The organism is Streptomyces sp. NPDC037421 (assembly GCF_055602105.1).
Genome location: NZ_JBVJWV010000001.1, coordinates 305,100 through 323,144 on the forward strand (window position 1 = coordinate 305,100; position 18,045 = coordinate 323,144).

The 18,045-nt window shown below is 75.2% G+C and carries 14 protein-coding genes; 4 read left to right on the top strand and 10 right to left on the bottom strand.

Going from position 1 to position 18,045, the window contains the following annotated elements:
* Positions 1-78 precede the first annotated feature (78 nt).
* The gene (locus ACZ7IF_RS01310) at positions 79-1,959 is read left to right on the top strand and encodes an ABC transporter ATP-binding protein (protein ID WP_470961182.1); all 1,881 of its coding nucleotides are present in this window, start codon (positions 79-81) and stop codon (positions 1,957-1,959) included.
* Positions 1,960-1,972: 13 nt separating this feature from the next.
* Here the strand turns inward: ACZ7IF_RS01310 and ACZ7IF_RS01315 are convergent, their stop codons facing one another.
* Genes ACZ7IF_RS01315 through ACZ7IF_RS01335 form a run of 5 tightly spaced genes read right to left on the bottom strand, consistent with a single transcriptional unit; the run spans position 1,973 to position 6,692 of the window.
* Positions 1,973-3,538 (bottom strand): AAA family ATPase, encoded by a 1,566-nt coding sequence (locus tag ACZ7IF_RS01315; RefSeq protein ID WP_470961184.1) that lies wholly within the window; start codon positions 3,536-3,538, stop codon positions 1,973-1,975.
* A gap of 16 nt (positions 3,539-3,554) precedes the next feature.
* Positions 3,555-4,136 (bottom strand): hypothetical protein, encoded by a 582-nt coding sequence (locus ACZ7IF_RS01320; protein WP_470961186.1) that lies wholly within the window; start codon positions 4,134-4,136, stop codon positions 3,555-3,557.
* A gap of 2 nt (positions 4,137-4,138) precedes the next feature.
* Entirely contained in the window at positions 4,139-4,381 is a 243-nt protein-coding gene (locus ACZ7IF_RS01325) for a hypothetical protein (RefSeq protein ID WP_470961187.1), read from the bottom strand.
* Entirely contained in the window at positions 4,378-6,153 is a 1,776-nt protein-coding gene (locus ACZ7IF_RS01330; RefSeq protein WP_470961189.1) for a hypothetical protein, read from the bottom strand. The genes ACZ7IF_RS01325 and ACZ7IF_RS01330 overlap by 4 nt, the downstream gene beginning before the upstream one ends.
* Positions 6,150-6,692, bottom strand: a complete 543-nt coding sequence (locus ACZ7IF_RS01335; RefSeq protein WP_470961191.1) for a hypothetical protein — start codon at positions 6,690-6,692, stop codon at positions 6,150-6,152. The genes ACZ7IF_RS01330 and ACZ7IF_RS01335 overlap by 4 nt, the downstream gene beginning before the upstream one ends.
* Before the next feature lie 140 nt (positions 6,693-6,832).
* Between ACZ7IF_RS01335 and ACZ7IF_RS01340 the strand changes: the two genes are divergently transcribed.
* Positions 6,833-8,704, top strand: coding sequence for a caspase family protein (locus ACZ7IF_RS01340; protein ID WP_470961193.1), 1,872 nt, complete (start codon positions 6,833-6,835; stop codon positions 8,702-8,704).
* A gap of 7 nt (positions 8,705-8,711) precedes the next feature.
* Here the strand turns inward: ACZ7IF_RS01340 and ACZ7IF_RS01345 are convergent, their stop codons facing one another.
* The 5 genes from ACZ7IF_RS01345 to ACZ7IF_RS01365 form a co-directional block, all read right to left on the bottom strand.
* Positions 8,712-12,695 (bottom strand): CHAT domain-containing protein, encoded by a 3,984-nt coding sequence (locus tag ACZ7IF_RS01345; RefSeq protein ID WP_470961195.1) that lies wholly within the window; start codon positions 12,693-12,695, stop codon positions 8,712-8,714.
* Positions 12,696-12,711: 16 nt separating this feature from the next.
* Positions 12,712-13,365 (bottom strand): RES family NAD+ phosphorylase, encoded by a 654-nt coding sequence (locus tag ACZ7IF_RS01350; RefSeq protein ID WP_470961197.1) that lies wholly within the window; start codon positions 13,363-13,365, stop codon positions 12,712-12,714.
* 3 nt (positions 13,366-13,368) lie between these two features.
* The gene (locus ACZ7IF_RS01355) at positions 13,369-14,016 is read right to left on the bottom strand and encodes a hypothetical protein (protein WP_470961199.1); all 648 of its coding nucleotides are present in this window, start codon (positions 14,014-14,016) and stop codon (positions 13,369-13,371) included.
* Positions 14,013-15,119 (bottom strand): macro domain-containing protein, encoded by a 1,107-nt coding sequence (locus ACZ7IF_RS01360; protein ID WP_470961201.1) that lies wholly within the window; start codon positions 15,117-15,119, stop codon positions 14,013-14,015. Before ACZ7IF_RS01360 ends, ACZ7IF_RS01355 begins: the two co-directional genes overlap by 4 nt.
* A 144-nt stretch (positions 15,120-15,263) precedes the next feature.
* On the bottom strand, positions 15,264-15,974 hold the full coding sequence (locus tag ACZ7IF_RS01365) for a FadR/GntR family transcriptional regulator (protein WP_470961203.1): 711 nt from the start codon (positions 15,972-15,974) through the stop codon (positions 15,264-15,266).
* A 151-nt stretch (positions 15,975-16,125) separates the two neighbouring features.
* On the opposite strand from ACZ7IF_RS01365, the gene ACZ7IF_RS01370 reads away from it, so the two are divergent.
* Entirely contained in the window at positions 16,126-16,611 is a 486-nt protein-coding gene (locus tag ACZ7IF_RS01370; protein WP_470962283.1) for a gluconokinase, read from the top strand.
* A gap of 10 nt (positions 16,612-16,621) precedes the next feature.
* A complete protein-coding gene (locus ACZ7IF_RS01375) occupies positions 16,622-18,019 on the top strand; it encodes a GntT/GntP/DsdX family permease (RefSeq protein WP_470961205.1) in 1,398 nt (465 codons plus the stop codon).
* Positions 18,020-18,045 lie beyond the last annotated feature (26 nt).

The window sequence follows — 18,045 nt, forward strand, 5'->3', positions numbered from 1 at the left end:
CGTGAGTTGGCCACACCTGGGAGTGAGTCCGCGCGGATTCGTTGACCTGAAGTTTGGTTGAGGTTCTAGCGTGGGGGCATGGACATGGAAGTCACCGCCTGGCATTCGCTGCACAGTGCGATCAACGCCCAGCAGGACCGCCGCCCGCTCTCCCGGGCGAGCCTGCGCCGGATCGCCGCTTTCGCCCGCCCGCACCGGCGCGGGCTGACCCTCTTCCTGCTGCTGAGCGTGGTCGGCGCGCTGCTGGCGGTGGCCACTCCCCTGCTGGCCAGCCGGATCGTGGACACCATCGTCGGGCACGGGGACGAGGGCGAGGTGGTCCGGCCGGCGCTGCTGATCGCGGTGATCGCGGTGGCCGAGGCGGCGCTGGGCCTGCTGACGCGCAAGCTGTCCGCCACCCTCGGCGAGGGGCTGATCCTCGACCTGCGCCGGGCCGTCTTCGACCACGTGCAGCGGATGCCGGTCGCCTTCTTCACCCGGACCCGGACGGGCGCGCTGGTCAGCCGGCTCAACAACGACGTGATCGGCGCCCAGCGGGCCTTCAGCAACACCCTCTCCGGGGTGGTCTCCAACATCGTGACCCTGCTGCTGACACTGGGCGTGATGCTCACCATCTCCTGGCAGATCACCCTGCTGGCGCTGGCGCTGCTGCCGGTGTTCGTACTGCCCGCCCGCCGGATGGGCGCCCGGATGGCGGGGATGCAGCGGGAGGCGTCGGCGCTGAACGCGGCGATGGGCACGCAGATGACGGAACGGTTCTCCGCGCCCGGCGCGACCCTGGTGAAGCTGTTCGGACGGCCGTCGGACGAGTCCGCCGAGTTCGCGGCCCGCGCGGCCCGGGTCCGGGACATCGGGATCCGTACGGCGATGGCCCAGTCGGCCTTCATCACCGCCCTGACCCTGGTCTCCGCGCTGGCCCTCGCCCTGGTGTACGGGCTGGGCGGGTACTTCGCCCTGCGCGGCACCCTGGAGGCCGGCTCCGTGGTCGCCCTCGCCCTTCTCCTGACCCGGCTGTACGCCCCGCTGACCGCCCTCGCCGGCGCCCGGGTCGAGGTGATGAGCGCCATGGTCAGCTTCGAGCGGGTCTTCGAGATCCTCGACCTGAAGCCGCTGATCGCCCAGAAGCCGGACGCCGTGGAGGTGCCCGACGGCCCGGTGTCGGTGGAGTTCGACCGGGTCTCCTTCGGCTACCCGTCCCCCGACAAGGTCTCCCTCGCCTCCCTGGAGGAGGTGGCCGTGCTCGACGCCCGGGGCGGCACCCGGGTGCTCCACGAGGTGTCCTTCCGCGCGGAGCCCGGCCAGATGATCGCCCTCGTCGGCTCCTCGGGCGCCGGCAAGTCGACCATCGCCCAGCTGCTGCCGCGGCTGTACGACGCCGACGCGGGCGCGGTCCGCCTGGGCGGCGTCGACGTACGGGACCTCACCGCCGACTCCATCCGCGACACCCTCGGCATGGTCACCCAGGACGGCCACCTCTTCCACGAGTCGGTACGGTCCAACCTGCTGCTGGCCCGCCCGGGGGCGGGCGAGGACGAGCTCTGGGAGGCCCTGCGCCGCTCCCGCCTGGACACCCTGGTCGCCTCCCTCCCCGACGGCCTGGACACCGTCGTCGGCGAGCGCGGCTACCGGCTGTCGGGCGGGGAGCGGCAGCGGCTGACCATCGCCCGGCTGCTGCTGGCCCGGCAGCGGGTGGTGATCCTCGACGAGGCCACCGCCCACCTGGACTCCACCTCGGAGGCGGCCGTGCAGGAGGCGCTGGCCGAGGCCCTGGCCGGCCGCACGGCCGTGGTGATCGCGCACCGGCTGTCCACGGTCCAGGCCGCCGATCTGATCCTCGTGGTGGAGGACGGCCGGATCGTCGAACGCGGCACGCACTCCGCCCTGCTGGCGGCGGACGGCCGGTACGCCGAGCTGTACCGGACCCAGTTCGCCACGCGCGGCGCGCCCGCCGCCGGGTAGACCCGGCCCGGGGTCAGTCGTCCAGGAACACGATCCGGCGGCCCTGCCCGGAGGAGCCCTGGGCGGTGGTGGCCGCGAAGCGCCCGGCGGGTACGGCGCGTTCGCGCCCCCAGGCCCGGATCTCCTCGATCTGCTCCGGGTTGTTGCGGCTGAGCGGGACCGTGTTGGAGAAGGTGTCCTCCACGAAGTCGGGCCGCATGAGCTCGGTGCCGCCGCCCAGGTAGGCCTCGGCACCGACGTCGTGCAGGGCGGCCTCGATGTCCGAGCCGGCGAAGCCGTCGGAGAGGTCCACGAGCCGGGCGAGCATCTCGCGGCCGGGCTCGGCCCTCAGGTAGCGGCGGTAGTAGATCCCGATGATCTCCTCCCGGTCCCGGGCGTCGGGCAGGTCCACGAAGAACAGCTCGTCGAACCGGCCCTTGCGCAGCAGCTCCGGCGGCAGGCTGCGGACGTCGTTGGCGGTGGCCACCACGAAGGCGCGGGACCGGGACTCCTGGAGCCAGAAGAGGAACTGGCCGATGATGCGCTGCGGCACCCCGGTGCCGTCGTTCACTCCGGCCAGCCCCTTCTCGATCTCGTCGATCCACAGCACGCAGGGCGCGACCCGGTCGGCGGTCTCCAGCGCCTCCCGGAAGCGGCCCTCGGACTCGCCGAGGTACTTGCCGTGGATGGAGCCCATGTCCAGCCGGTACAGCGGGAGCTGCCACTGGGCGGCGATCGCCTTCGCGGACAGCGACTTGCCGCAGCCCGGTACGCCCACCAGCAGCACCCCGCGCGGGGGCCGCAGGTCGGTGGCGCGCAGGTCGGCCTGGAGGAGGCGGCCGCGCCGGCGCAGCCAGTCGCGGAGGTTGCTCAGGCCGCCGACCGCGTAGTCGGAGGCGTTCAGGGGCACCTTCTGCAGCCCGGTCAGGTCGTTGAAGATGCGGTCCTTGGACTGGGCCAGGAGCACCACGTCACCTGCCTCCACCGAACCCTTGGCGGCGACGGTCGCCATCAGGTTGACGGCCTCCCCCTCGGTGACCCCGACGAGGAACCCGGCGGCGCGCCGGACGTCCTGTTCCTCCCAGGCGATGGGGATGTGGCCCCGGTGGTCGTCCAGGAAGGCGGACAGCGTCGCGTACATCTCGTCGGCGTCGGGCAGGTCGAGCTGGAGGCTCATCCCGAGCCGCTGGAGGCCGCTCCACACCGGGCTGTCGGTGATCAGGATGACGCTGCCCATGTTGGTGTCGGCGAGCCGGGCCAGTTCGGCGACGTGCCGGGCCAGCGAGGTGTCCGCGTCCAGGCCGTCGGGTTCGACGAGGACCAGGGTGGCGTTGGGCCGGGAGGTGAACTGGGAGGCCGCGTACTCCATGGCTCCGGTGAGGGAGCGGTCGTCCATCACGGCCGTGTTGGTGCGCAGGTCCCGCAGTCCGGTGGCCCGGGTGTAGATCCAGAAGGGCATGTTGCCGCGCCGGGCGTGGGTGGCGGCGGTGCGCACGAGGCGCAGCGCGCGCTGCTGCTCGATGGTGCGCAGGCAGATGACCGGTACCCGGGCGGAGATGTAGCTGTCGAGGTCGCGCTGGCATTCGGCGTAGGTGGGCATGGGTGGCGGTCTCCGGTCAGTCGGTGATGATGCGGCGGCGGGCGGGCGCCGCCGGGTCGTACGACCAGCCGTCGCCCGGGGCCCGGTCGGGGGCGGCGGCGCCCCCGGGGCCGGGGGTGGTCAGCGGGTTCTCGCGCAGGGTGCGGCGGCGGGCCTCGATCAGGCGCGGGTCGGCGCCGGCCCGCAGGGCTCCGTCCAGGGCGGCCTCCAGCTGCCGCTGGAATCCGGCGACGTTGCCCTCCACGAGCGTCCCGAGCCGCTCGCGCAGGTCCGGCGGCAGGGCGGGGTGCGCGGCGAGGGCGCGGACGGCGTCCAGGCCGGTGCGGGCCTGCGCCAGGGCGCGGCCGGCGTCGAACTCGTCGCCGGCGGCGTCCAGGGCGGCGGTCAGGGCGGCCGACCAGGCGCGCAGGCGCCGGTCCAGGGCGTCGGTGAGCTGCCCGGAGAAACGGGCCCAGGTCTCGGCGTGGAAGTCCGCCGGGCGCAGTACGGGCAGCCGGGCGGCGGCCTCGGCGGTGGCGGCGCCGCCGTGCGCGCCCCAGTCGCGCAGGAACCGCGTCCAGGTCTGGTAGTCGCCGCCGTGGCCCCACATTCCGTCCATGGTCAGGGCTGCTCCCGCCGGCTGCCCGGGCGGCGGACGAGCTGTTCGCCGGGCGGGAGCGGGGACCAGTCGGGCAGTCCCCGGACGATCCGGCGCAGCCGGGCGGTGGTGCGCTCCTCGACGGGTTCGGTGCCGGCCGCCCACAGCCGGCGGCGCCCGCCGGCGGCGGGTCCCGCGGCTCCGGGGGCCTCGGGCTCGGGCTGCGGGTCGGGGCTCTCCCGGGTTCCGGGGTCGGGGGTGCTCATGCGGGGTCGCCTCCCGGGGTGACGGTGCGACCGGTGAAGGGGGAGTTGCCCTCGGTGGCGGTGGCCAGGGAGTCGATCAGCTCCCGCACCCGTTCTTCGACGGCGTCGGCGTCCAGGTACGCCTGGTTCCACGCCGACAGTTCGGCGCGGGTGGCGACCAGTTGGCGCAGGCTTTCGCCCTTGGCGTCGGCGAGGTACCGCTGCGCGGCCTCCTGGACCCGGCGGCACTGGCCGGCCAGGTTGTGGATGACCAGCCAGGCGACGCCGCCCACGAGCAGCGCGGCCATGAGGGACCCGGCCGGACCGCCCGCGCTGCCGATGAGCACGGCGACCAGGACCGCGATGACCGCCAGAGCCACCGGCTGGGCGTACTTGTACCCGAGGCCGGCGACGAAGGGGGCGGTGTGCCGGTCCCAGTGGCCGCCGAGGTCCTGCTGGAGCTCCGGCAACGGGCTGAGGAAGGAGCCCTGCCAGGGCGGCAGGTGGAACTGCCGGCCGCCCGCCAGCGGGTAGGCGGCCCCGAAGCGGACCTGGACGTCCTGCGGTACGCCGGCCCGGTAGTCCCGGGAGAAGCCCTGGTGGGCGTGGTGGAACCAGTCCCGGCAGGCGGCGACGGCGAGCCGCCGGGTGGCCTGGGAGGTGCCGATGGCGGCCGGGTTGAGTGCGGCGGAGCTCTGGACCGTGAGGTAGTCGAGGGCTTCGTCGTACGAGGAGGAGTCGGCGTCGGTGGCCGTCCGGGCGCGGACGGTGTCCCCGTCGTGGGCGATCACCGCCTCCTGGTAGGCGAGGTCGCGGCGCAGCGGCAGCTCCTCGTTGTCGTACTCGGAGACGAGCCGGTCGAGGATGTCGTCGACGGCGTCCTCCAGGCGCCCCGAGGGGGCGGGTTCGGTGTTCATGACCGCCGTGTACTTGTCGAGGACCGCCTGCTGGCCCCGGGCTGCGGAGAGCACTCCGCCCAGCTGCGGCCACTGCGGGGACAGCGTGTGCAGGAAGGGGAACTCGGTGCCGGGCACGGGCGGGCACAGGCTGCGCAGTTCGGCTCCCCAGCGCTCGATCTGGACGTCCTGGGCGGCGGTGTCGGCGCCGAGCAGGTCCTGCCAGTCGTCGAGGGCGTCGCGCAGCATGGCGCGGCCGACCGGGCCGAAGGCGCCCTGGGCCACGGACTCAAGGATGACGGCGAACTCGCGGCCGAGGGCGCGCGGGTCCTGGGCGAGCAGGTAGTGGCGCAGCCAGCGGGCGGATTCGGCGGGCCGGGCCTGGCGTCGCAGGACGAGCGCGAAGAACAGCGAGGTGCGGTCCGGGGAGCGGCGGAAGGCCTCCTGCACGGCCCGTTCGCACAGGGCCGGGTCGTCGCTGGACCAGGCGGTGAGCGCGACCAGCGCGGGCGCGAGCCAGTAGCGGGGGGTCTGGAGCATCAGTTCGTCGCCGACGGTGCGGACGACGTCCTCGGAGACGAGGCCGAGGTCGAAGGCCTGGAGCATGCCGACGGCGGTGCGCCGGACCACCTTGTGGTGGCCGAAGTCGTGGTCGAGCTGGTCCTGGAGGACGCCGACGCGGGTCTCGGCGCGCTGGAGGGCGGCGACGAGCCGGGCCTGGGCGGCGAAGGCGAGGAACTCCTGGCGCAGCTGCTGGAGTTCGCCGCGGGCCTGGTTCTGCTGCGCTTCGACGTACTTGACCTGGGCGCCGACCTGGACGACCTGTTCGGAGACCCCGTGGACGAGCCTGTCGAGCGCGGCGAGCTTGACGTACAGGCCCGCGTCGACGGCGCTCATGCTCCGCCTCCCGGGTGCGTGCCCGTGGGTCTGACGACGGATCCGCCGGCCAGGACGGGCAGCAGCAGCCCGTCGGAGTACACCTCCACGTACGCGTAGCCGGGGTTGCGCACCAGCATCCGGGCGCCGCCGTAGGGGTCGGGGAGGGTGTCGCGGGGCGTGTAGTGCGTGACGATGGAGCCGAAGAGGTCGAGGACGTGGTCCACGTAGGGCGGGCCGAGGTGGCAGCGGGCGAGGAAGCCGACGGGCGCGCCCGGGTGTTCGCTCTCGTAGTGTTCGCGGATCCAGTCGGCGAGCCGCCGCCTCGCCGCGTCGTCGAGGCCGGCGTCGAAGCCGGAGACGGCTTCGAGCAGTTCCCGCGAACGGTCCTTCAGCCGGTCGGCGACCGGGCCCGCCGGGCGGCCGGCTCCGGCGGCCGCCGGTTCGGGGCCCAGGCCCGTGCCCGTGACCCTGCCCGTGCCCGTCGCGCGCGGGTCCTGGGCGGGTCCGACGATCCTGCGCGGACGCTCGATGTACCCCATGGCCTCCCCCGATTTCATGAGTGGAGCACGCAGATTAGTGACGTTCCGTCAATCGTGCGACCTCAAAAGGGATTTGAGCCATAGCAGACCCGGAACCGCCCCCGATGCGACCGGATTCCGGCCAGTGGCCGCCCGGCGCGGCGGACCACACTGGGGCCATGGAGACGGTGTACGCCCTGCTCGTGGGCATCAACGAGTACCGCACCGGGATGCGCGCCGGTCTGCGCGGGTGTCTGAACGACGTGGCCGCGGCCCGCGCCGCGCTGGAGGCGGCCGCCCCGGGCCGGGTCCGCGCCCGCGTGCTCACGGACGGCGCGGCCACGGCCGCCGCCCTGGAGGAGGGGATCCTCGGCCACCTCGGGCAGGCCGGTCCCGGTGACACCGCCCTGCTGTGGTTCTCGGGGCACGGTATGCAGTACCCGGCGCTCACCCCGGACGAGCTGCTGATCGAGCCGACCGGCTGGTGCCAGGCGCTGGTCTGCGCGGACGAGCCGCTGCCGGACAAGCGGCTGGGCGTACTGCTGGACGGGGCGGCGGCGGGCGGGGCCCGGGTGGTGGCGGTGCTGGACTGCTGCTTCTCGGGCGGGGCCAGCCGAGAGGGATGGGCCTCGCGGATGCTGCCGCCGCTGCCGTCGTGGCGGCCGTCGCCGTCCGTCGGCGCGCGGGACGTGACCGGGCCGGGCCGGCAGGTGGGCCACGTGCTGCTGGCGGCGAGCCGGAGCGGCCAGCCCGCGTTCGAGCGGCCCGTGGAGGGCCCCGACGGGCCGGTCGTCCAGGGCGTGTTCTCGTATGCCCTGACCCGCGCGCTGCGGGCCGCGCCGGGAGCCACCGTCCGGGAGCTGCTCGCGGAGGCGGAGGCGACGGTCCGGCGGCTGGTGGCCGGGCAGCAGCCGGTGCTGTTCCCGGCCGAGCCGGGCGGGCCCGCGGACCGGCCGCTGCTGGGCGGTGAGTACCGGGGGCTCGCCGCGGACCCGCCGCGCCGAGGTCCGAGCCCGTACCTGCTGCGGGAGGGCCCGGAGGGCTGGGAGGTCGACTGCGGGCGGGTGCACGGCCTGACCGGCGGGGCCGGTACGGAGTTCACGACGGCGGGCGGCGGTCTCGTACGGGCCGCGGCGGTCCGGGCGGACCGGACCCTGGTCGTTCCCGACGGCTGGACGCCGGAGCCGGGGTCGGTGCACGCGGTGTCCCTGTCGGCGCTGGCCCTGCCCCCGGCGGCGGTGGTCCTCGACGGGGCGGGGATCGCGCTGCCCGCCTCCCCGCTGCTGCGCGAGGTGGCGGCCGGTTCGGCGGAGGAGGCCTCGGCCGGGCTGCTGCTGCGGGTGGAGGTCCGCGGGGCGCGGGCACGGGTGCTGCGCCGCGACGGGTCCCCGTACGTTCCGCCGCTGCCGCTGGCCACGGACGCGGACGCGGCGCGGCTCGGGGACTGCCTGACCCGGCTGGTGCACTGGCACCGGATCCGCGACCTCGGCTCGGGGCTGTCCCCGCTGAGCGGGCACGTCAAGGTGGAGGTGCTGCCCTGGGTGGCCGACGGCGGCGAGCCCCTGCGGCCCGACGGCAACGGGGAGGTCGTCCTCGCGTACGACGGCACCCGCGAGCCGCGGGTCACCGTGCGGCTGCGCAACACCGGCCCCCGGCCCCTGTGGTGCGTGCTGGTCAGCCTGGACGACCGCTTCGGCGCGGACACCTCCCTGTTCCCGGGGGAGTTCATCGGCCCCGGCATGACCGGCCACGCCCTCGACGGGCAGCCGCTGCGGCTGGTGCTGCCCGCCTCCCGGCCGGTGCGCCCGGGCGCCTCCGTACGGGACTGGCTGACGCTGGTGGTGGCCGAGGGGGAGCTGAACACGGTGCCGTTCCACCTGAGCCGCTGGGAGCCGGACGCCGTACGCGCCGGCACGGCCCGGCGGGCACCGGCCGACGGGCTGCTGCGGCTGGGGCTCCCCCCGGGGGACCGGGACCTGCTGCCCGCGGACCCCTACGGGCCCGGCCGGTGGGCGGCGAGCACCCTCGCCCTGCGCACGGTGGTGCCGTAGCGGTCCTTCACTGCCCGAGGTGGGTGAAGCCGGCCCAGGCGGTGAGGTCGTCCGGGTCGAGGTGCGGCAATCGGGCGGCGAGCGCGGGCGGCAGCCCGTCGGGGACGGCCCGGTCCGGGTCCAGCATCCACAGCTGGGCCCGGCGCAGCGCCCGGGCGGGCGGCTCCTGTTCGCGGCGCAGGTAGTGGTGGGTCAGGAACATCAGCACGGAGGTCGCGTCGTCCGGGACCGGCCACAGCGAGCCGATGACCGAGCGGCTGCCGGCCACGAGGAAGGCGGAGGACAGGCTGTAGGCCTCGTTGAGGCCGCGTCCGGAGACCTGGCTGCGGCAGGCGGCGAGCACGACGAGCCCGAGCGGTCCGTGGGCGGCGCCGGCCAGCTCCTCGGCGGTGAGGACGCCGCCCTTGAGGGCGAGGTAGGAGCTGCGGGGCCCGTTCTCCTCGACCGTGCCGTGGCAGGCGAGGTGCAGGACGGCGCCGCCGTCGGCGCGTTCGCGCAGCCAGCGGGCGACCTCCTCGGGCGTTCCGTCGCCGGAGCGCAGGCCCAGGCGGTCGCCGTCGGGGTAGAAGGCGCGCCGGACGGCGTCGGCCTCCTCCCCCGCGTACGGCAGGTCGCCGGTGGGGTCGCCGACGACCAGCGCGGTGCCGGTGTGCGGGAGCGCCGGGCGGGCCGCGACCTCGCAGAGCAGGCGCGCGGACGCCGCGTAGGAGATCTCCGCGGTCTGGAGGGCGTACCGGCGGCCCGTGCTCCCGTCGGCGAACGCAGCGTGCCAGGGGACGAGGCCGAGGGCGCCCATCGGTACGAGGACCAGCCGGGGCACCCGGCCCGGCCGGTCGGGGACGTCGAACATGCCCAGCAGCGGCCGCAGCGCGGCCCGCCAGGCCCAGGAGCACAGCCGGTCCAGCCGCTCGCGCAGCGGCGGGGCCGGGGCGGGGCGGGCGGGGTGGTGACCGGGGACGGGTTCGATGTCCCGGAGCGCCGTGCCCCGGCCGGGGGTGTACTCGCGCAGGGGGCCGGCGTCCGCCCGCAGGCCGGGCAGCGGCACCTCGTGGACGTCCCCGCGGCTGGTGACGACGACGGCGGTGCCGGGGCAGTCGGCGGTGGCGGCCACCAGGTAGACGAGGGCGTCCTTGTTCTGGGTCCGCAGGGCCGCACCGATCTCCTCGGGGGTGGGCGGGTCGAGGAGGCGGACGCGGGCTTCGGTGAGGGCGAGCACCACCCGGCGGCGCAGGTCGCCGGGCGCGGCGTCGGGGTCGTCCGCGGCGCCGGCGGCGCGCCACTCGGCGGCGAGGGCGTGCTGCCCGGCGGCGGTGAGCAGTTCGGGGACGGAGCGGCTGGTGGTGGCGGCGTGCAGGACCAGTCCGCGGCAGGCGTCCAGGGCCTGGAGGGCGTCCTGCGGGGCCCGGTCGGCGACGCACCAGCCGAGGACCTCCTCGGAGAGGCCGGTGGACAGCCGGGCGGCCTCGGCGGCGTCCTGGGTGCCGGACTGGAACAGCGCGGAGCACGCGAAACCGCGCAGGGCCTCCAGGCCCAGGCGGCGCCCGCGCTCGCGGTCGCGGCGGGCGATGCTGCCGCGGACGCGGTAGGCGCGGCCGAGGGGGTTGGCGGTGAGCGCCCACAGCCGGTGCTCGGGTCCGCCCATGGCGTCCACGGCACCTTCGAGGAGGGCGATGGCCCGCTCCAGGTCCCGGGCGCGCTGCGGGGAGCGCGGGTCCTCGTCCGCCATCACCAGGGTGCAGTACAGGGCACCGACGTCCGAGGTGAGGCGGATCCAGGTCTCCCCGCCCGGCTCGGCGAGGCCCATCGCCTCCTCGCTCAGGGCGAGGGTCTCCCGGAGGCGGGGCAGGTCGTACGCGCGCAGGGCGTCGGCCCTCCATGCGAGGGCGATGCTGCCGATCACGTTGGCGCGGTGCAGGCGGGGCAGCCGGGCCGCCCGGCGGCGCAGTTCCCGGACGGTGGGCCGTGCCGCGGGCGGTGGAGTCGGGGGCGCTCCGAGGCGTCCGGCGAGGTTCTCCCGTGCCATCCGGGCCGATTCCAGCAGGCCGAAGCCCTCGATCCAGGAGGGGTCCGCGAGGTCCCACTCCGCCAGGGCGCGGGCGGCCTCGGCCACTTGGCGGTCGGCTTCGGGCAGGTCGCCCCGCTTGACGGCGAGCAGCGCCCGGGGCACCGCCTGCTGGACGCGCAGCACCAGGTCCAGCTTCGGGGACGCTCCGAGAGCGCGGCACATCCGCTCCCAGTCGGCCCCTTCGACCGCGGAGCCCCTGGTGACCCCGCGCAGCTGCGCGATCATCCCCGAGGCGATGGTGGAGCCGTAGGCCACCCAAGGGCTGTCGTTGCCGGCCGCGACGGCACCCGCGAAGTGCTCCACCGCCTCGGCGAGCCGGTCCGCGTCCATCCCCGCCACGCCCTGGGCAAGGCGGAAGTTGCCGAGGACCGCCAGGCCGTGACCGCGCCACTCGGGGTCCTCGTCGGCGTGCGCGAGGACGGCTCCGGTCAGTTCCGCCTCGCGCTCGGGGCCCAGCCGGTCGCCGTCCGGGTCCATCAGGGGCAGTGACGCCAGGAAGTGGGCGGCCCGCTCGGCGCGGCCGAGGCCCGGCTCCGCCGACCGCCAGCTGTCGAACAGCTGGGCCGTCCGGCGTTCCCAGGCGGCCCGGGTCGGCGAGTCCTCTGCGTTGAAGACCGTGTCGAAGCTGAAGTCCGGGGACAGGTCGCCGTTGCCCATGCGTTCCCGGAACGTCTCGTACACGCGCACGACCTCGTCGATCGGAACGGTCTGCGGATGGTCGGCCCCGAGCAGGTGCTGTGCCTCGGAAACCAGCATGAGGAGCACGTCGCGTACGTCGGCGGCCGGGCCGTCCCCCTTCAGTGCCATGCGGCCGACCCGCTCGATGACCCTCAGCCGCTCCGGGTCCTGGTCCATCTCGTAACGCAGCTGCTGGGCGTACACGAGGGCCAGCGCGGCTTTTGCGAGGTCCCCGTCGGTCGGCCGCCACCGGTCCACGGCCCGGGTGAGCAGGCCGACGGCCCGGTCGATCGCCGGTGCGTCGAGGCGCGGCTGGGCCCGGGAGAACAGGAAGCGGCCGAGGAAGTCGAGATAGAACCAGGGGAGCTCGTCCATGTCGGCGCCGGTGACGAGCAGCCCGGCCAGTTCCTGCTCGGCCCTGTCGGTCTCCCCCTCCTCGGACCACATGCCGCCGATGACCGCGCGGGCGAAGGCGAGCCGCAGCCGGGCGGGCGGCTCCCAGTCGGGGCGTTCCCCCGCGTCGGCCAGGGCGCGCAGGGTTTCGTCCCGGCCCTCTTCGAGGGCGGCCCGGTCGGTGGCGTTGTAGCCCCGGAGGATGAGCGACAGACCACGCGACTGGCGTACCAGGGGCAGGTCGCGGTCCGGGCCGCCGACTGCCAGTGCCTGGCCGTAGTACTCGGCGGAGCGGGTGTAGGAGGCGGTGTCGCCGGTGCGCAGGCCGTGGTGCTGCCAGAGGTAGCCGAGGGCCTCCAGGAGGTCGGCGTCGTCCCCGTCGGTGTCGTCGAGGGCTTCCCGGCCCAGGCGCAGGGCCTCTTCGAGGAGGCCGGGGTCGTCGGCGCCGTCCGTGATCAGGCGCTTGGTGATGTAGGCGAGGAGCCACCGGGCGTGCACGGCTCGCGGTGACGCCTGCTCCGCGTCGGGGAGTTCGGCCAGGCCCCGCGTCAGCAGGGCGCGGATCTCGGCCGCCGGTTCGGGGCCGGGCCGCTCGTCGTACCGCAGGGCGAGGAGGTGCCCGTACATGATCCGCCGCACCGGCCAGGAGGGGCCTTCGGCCGGGGAGCGGAAGGCGTGGGCGAAGGCCTCGGCGGCGAGGTCGAGGTCCTCGGGGTCGGCCTGCTCCTCGTACAGCCGGTAGCTCAGCTCGCCGGCCCGCCCGCACAGTTCGCGGGCCTCGGCGCTGCCCGCCGGGACGGTGGTGAGTGCTGCCATGGCCTCGTCGCGGGCGGTTCTCAGCTCGGCGGTGTGCACGGGGGCCTCCGGGGGCTCAGGGCGCGAGGCGGGCGTGATAGGGCAGCAGGACCTGGTCGAGCCAGCGGCGGCCCGGCTCGGTGGCGAAGTCCACGGGGTCCTCGCCGGTGGGGGCGAGCACGCCGGGCGGGCAGCGGTCGGCGAACAGGACGAGGGCCCGCTCGCCCGGCTCCCGTTTGGAGGACCACAGGAACCCCCGCGCCCACGGGCCGGTGTGGCGGCGTATCCAGTGCGCCCAGTCGCGGGTGTACGGGTAGTCGCGGGCCTCGGCCTGGACCAGCCAGCCGTCCTGGTGGACGGCGGCCAGGTCCTGCCCGGTGACCAGCGCGACCACGTCGAGGGACTCCGTCAGGCGCAGCGCCGACAGCCGGCGGCCGGTGACGGCCACCCGGGGTACCAGCCGGGCCGCACCCGAGGGGTCGAAGGGCAGCGAGTGCAGGACGCTCTCGCTGACGGCGGCCTGCGGGGTGAGTCCGGCGTACAGGTAGCCGTACCGGTCGCAGGAGGTGGAGTCGAACCGGCCGCCCCCGTAGAGGCAGTGGGCGGGGACGGGGTTGAAGGCGTCGCCGGGGCGGCGGGCCGAGTGCACCCGGTAGAGCGGGGTGCCGGCGGCGAGGGTCACCTTGGCGGGGGTGCCGGCCGGCTCGGCGGGCGGCCGGTAGTTGGGCACGGGCTACTCCCCTTCGGCGAGGAACGCGGCGGCGGCGACGAGCCGTCGCTCGTCGGGGGTGTCGAGCAGGGTGACGGGTGCCGGGCCGAGCCAGGCGTTCGGGGAGAGCCACCAGTCGGCGGCGGCCCAGGGGTCGTCGTCCGCGCCCAGCAGCGGGTTGACCTCGGCGACGGTCTGGCGGACGCGGCCGTCGGGGGTGAACTGGAAGGCGGGCAGCCGGATCAGGCCGCCGGGCGCGCGCAGCCGGATCAGGGCCGGGGCGTAGGGGTCGGGGCCGCGTTCCAGGACTTCGGCGTCGCCGAGGGCGGGGGCGGCGAGGAGGCGGTCGCGGACCTCGCCGAGGACCGGTCCGACCATGCGGTGCCCGTCGAGCACGAGGACGGCCAGGTCGTCGGCGGTGTAGCCGAGGTGGCCGGCGGCGGGCGCCTCGGGGGCGGCGGTGAGCCGGCTCTCGCCGGGGAACCGGTCGGGCAGCCGCTCCCCCAGCAGCCGGGCGGCGAGCAGCGCGGCGCGCCGGGCGCCTTCGCCGGGCGCCGTGCGCAACGCGGTGAGCAGGAGCGCGAGTCGCCGCAGGGAGGCGGGGTCCAGGCGGGAGCGCAGTTCGTCCCAGTCGGCGGCCGCGGCGGCCAGCCGGGCGTAGGGGTCGGTCATGAGGGGTGCCCGTCCGGTTGGGTGAGCAACTCCTCGATCAGGTCGGCGCGTTCGGGGCGGCGTACCAGGAGGTGGACGTCCCGGTCGCCGCCCCGGGCGAGTTCGGCCTCGACGGCGGCCCAGACGGCGGCGAGGCTGTCCGCGGGGGACAGCCCGCCGCGGCCGGCGCCCAGCAGGGGCAGGCAGACGGAGGTCCGGGCGGGGCCGACGGCCAGCAGGGCGAAGACGCGGGTGACGGCACGGGTGACGTCGGCCGGCAGGACGTCGTAGTCGTTGGTGCCGGGCCGGGGTACGGCCACCGCCGCGTGGTGGATGTGGCGGATGCCCTGCGCTTCGAGGGCTCCGGCGCCGGTGACGGCGACCGTACCGGGTGCCACCGGGAGGCCGTACGGGGCGTACCGGTCGGTCCAGGCGCGCAGTTCGTCCCGGATCCGGTCCTCGACGACGTGGCCGGCCGGGTCCCGTACGGCGCCCGCGCGGCGCAGGGAGGCCGCGACGGAGGACTTGTACGGCTCGGGGAGGGCGAAGTGGGTGTTCGACGGGGAGACCACCGCGTCGATGTCGCGCAGCAGGTCGACGGGGTGCACGTGCAGGGTCAGCGCGTGCTCGCGGCCGCCGGCCCGGACGGTGATCCGGCGGTGGCTGGGGGCCAGTCGGCGGGCCGGGTTCGGGGGCGGCGGCGGGTCGGCGGCGCCGTCCGGGGGTAAGGGGCCGGCGGCGGCGCGGCGGACGAGCTGCTCGGCCACCTGTCCGAGCACCATCAGCTCCTGGTGCTTGCGGAAGCGCTCCACGCTGACCCCGTACACCTGGGCGGCGCGTCTGCGGCGGTCGGCGGGGGGCCAGTCCCGGGTGCCGCGCGCGAGGCCGAGGCTGTACTCGGCGGCCTCCTGGAGGGTGCCCCCGCCCATGGCGGCGACGGCGCTGCGCAACAGCCGCTCGACGGCGGGGAAGTGCGGCTCTCCGGGGCCCCCCGCCCCCGGACCGGCCGACATGCCGGTGAGCAACGGGAGCCTGAGCTCACGCAGTCGGACGATCCCGGCCCGCCGCACTTCCCTCACCTCCGCGAGGACCTCCCCGTAGTCCGGCAGTTGTGTGGGCGACATGGCGGAAGGATCGCACCGCCCGCGCGCCACGGACAAGCCGGAACCGGCCCTCTTCTCCATGGTGCGGGAGCGGGCCGGTCGCGGCCGGGGCGTCCGCGGGGCGCGGCGGGTCGGATCCGGGGCGGATCCGGGGCGGGCCCCGCTTCAGGGGGCGAGCACGTCGAGTTCCTCCAGGGCGCCGAGGGCGATCTGCCGGGTCAGGGCCTCGGCGGCGGCCGCGTCGCCCTCGCGTACCGCTTCGGCGACCCGTACGTGCAGGGTGACGGCGGCCGGGTCGGGGTCGTGGAACATCACGGCGTGCTGGGTGCGGCCGGTGAGGACCTCGGCGACGACGTCGCCGAGCCGGGCGAACATCTCGTTGCCGGAGGCGTCGAGGACGGTCCGGTGGAAGGCGACGTCGTGGTGGAGGTAGCCCTCCAACTGGTGGCCGCGGGAGGTGCGGACCATGCCGAGGGCCGCCTCGGTGAGCCGCGCGCACTGCTCGGGGGTGGCGCGGGAGGCCGCGAGTCCGGCGGCGACGGGTTCGACGGCCGAGCGCAGCACGGTCAGGGAGCGCAGCTGGCGGGGGCGGTCGGTGCCGGCGAGGCGCCAGCGGATGACGCGCGGGTCGTAGACGTTCCACTCCTCGGCGGGGCGGACGGTGACCCCGACCCGGCGGCGGGACTCGACGAGCTGCATCGACTCCAGGACCCGGACCACCTCCCGGACGACGGTGCGGGAGGCGTCGAAGCGCCCGGCGATCCCGTCCGTGCGCAGGACGCTGCCGGGCGGGTACTCCCCCGCCGTGATCGCGAGGCCGAGGGTGTCCAGCACCTGGGAGTGGAGTCCTTGGCCCGGACTGCCTTCGGTGGTCATGGCGTAAGCGTACGGTGACGCCCGGAGCGGCAAAAGATATGACGGTTTCCCGGTCGACCCTTGAATAAGTACTACTTAATAGGCTTCAGTGGTGCTCCCAGCAACGAGGACAGCGAGGTACGACGTGAGCTCCCAGCGCGTCATTGTGGTGATGGGCGTCGCCGGCACCGGCAAGACGACCGTGGGCCGGCTGCTCGCGGAGGCGCTCGGCCTCCCGTACGCGGAGGGCGACGCCTTCCATCCGGCGGCCAACGTGGCCAAGATGTCGGCCGGCACCCCGCTGGACGACGCCGACCGCCTGCCCTGGCTGGACGCCATCGGCGAGTGGATCCGCAACCGGGCCCGGCCGCGCGGCGGCGTGGTGGCCGCCTCCTGCCTCAAGCGCTCCTACCGCGACCGGCTGCGCGCGGCCGCTCCGGACGCCGTGTTCGTCCACCTCACCGGGGACCGGCCGCTCATCGAGCGGCGCATGACGGCCCGCAAGGGGCACTTCATGCCCACCTCCCTGCTGGACTCCCAGTTCGCCGTGCTCGAACCGCTCGGGGCGGACGAACGCGGGATCGCCGTCGATGTCGCGGGCACGCCCGAGGAGATCACCGCACGGGCGCTGGCCGCCCTCCGAACGTTCGACAGTTAAGGAACCCACCGTGACCGGTCTCAGCGTCGAGACTCTGGCGGCGGCCGCACCCGGCCCCATCACCTCGGCCGGCGACGCCCAGCTGGGTGTCGCCGTCCTCGCGGGCATCGCCGTCATCGTCCTGCTCATCACCCGCCTCAAGATGCACGCCTTCCTGGCCCTAACGGTCGGTTCGCTCGCCCTCGGATCCTTCGCGGGCGCCCCGCTGAACAAGACGGTCGCCAGCTTCACCGCGGGCCTCGGCGCCACGGTCGCGGGGGTGGGCGTGCTCATCGCGCTCGGCGCGGTCCTCGGCAGGCTCCTGGCGGACTCGGGCGGGGCGGACGAGATCGTGGACACGATCCTGGCCCGCGCGCGGGGCCGGGCGATGCCGTGGGCGATGGTGCTGATCGCCTCGGTGATCGGGCTGCCGCTCTTCTTCGAGGTCGGCATCGTGCTGCTGATCCCGGTGGTGCTGCTGGTCGCCCGGCGCGGCGGCTACTCCCTGATGCGGATCGGCGTGCCCGCGCTGGCCGGCCTGTCGGTGATGCACGGGCTGGTCCCGCCGCACCCCGGCCCGCTGGTCGCCATCGACGCGCTGCACGCGAACCTGGGCGTCACCCTCGCCCTCGGGGTGCTCGTCGCGATCCCGACGGTGGTCATCGCCGGCCCGCTGTTCTCCCGGTACGCGGCGCGCTGGGTGGACATCCCCGCGCCGGAGCACATGGTGCCCGAGCGCCCGCAGGCGGATCCCGCACACCGCCCCCGGTTCGGGGCGACGGTCTTCACGGTGCTGCTGCCGGTGGCGCTGATGCTGGTCAAGGCGCTGGTCGACATCGTTGTCGACGATCCGGCCGCCACCGTGCAGAAGGTCGCGGACGTCGTCGGCTCCCCGCTGATCGCCCTCCTCGCCGCCGTCCTGACCGGGATGTTCACCCTCGGCCGGGCCGCCGGGTTCACCCGGGCGCGCCTGTCGTCCACGGTGGAGAAGTCCCTCGCACCGATCGCCGGGATCCTGCTGATCGTGGGCGCGGGCGGCGGCTTCAAGCAGACGCTGATCGACGCGGGGGTGGGCCGGATGATCCTGGACGTCTCCAAGGACTGGGCCGTTCCGGCCCTGCTGCTGGCCTGGCTGATCGCGGTCGCCATCCGGCTGGCGACGGGCTCGGCGACGGTCGCCACCATCTCGGCGGCCGGCCTGGTGGCACCGCTGGCGGCCGGCATGTCCACCACTGGGACAGCGCTGCTGGTCCTGGCGATCGGGGCGGGCTCGCTCTTCTTCAGCCATGTCAACGACGCCGGATTCTGGCTGGTCAAGGAGTACTTCGGGATGAGCGTCGGACAGACCCTCAAGACCTGGTCGGTGATGGAGACCGTCATCTCGGTCACGGGGCTGGGCTTCGTCCTGCTGCTGTCGCTCGTTCTGTGACCCGCGGCCGGCCGTCGCCGCGGGGT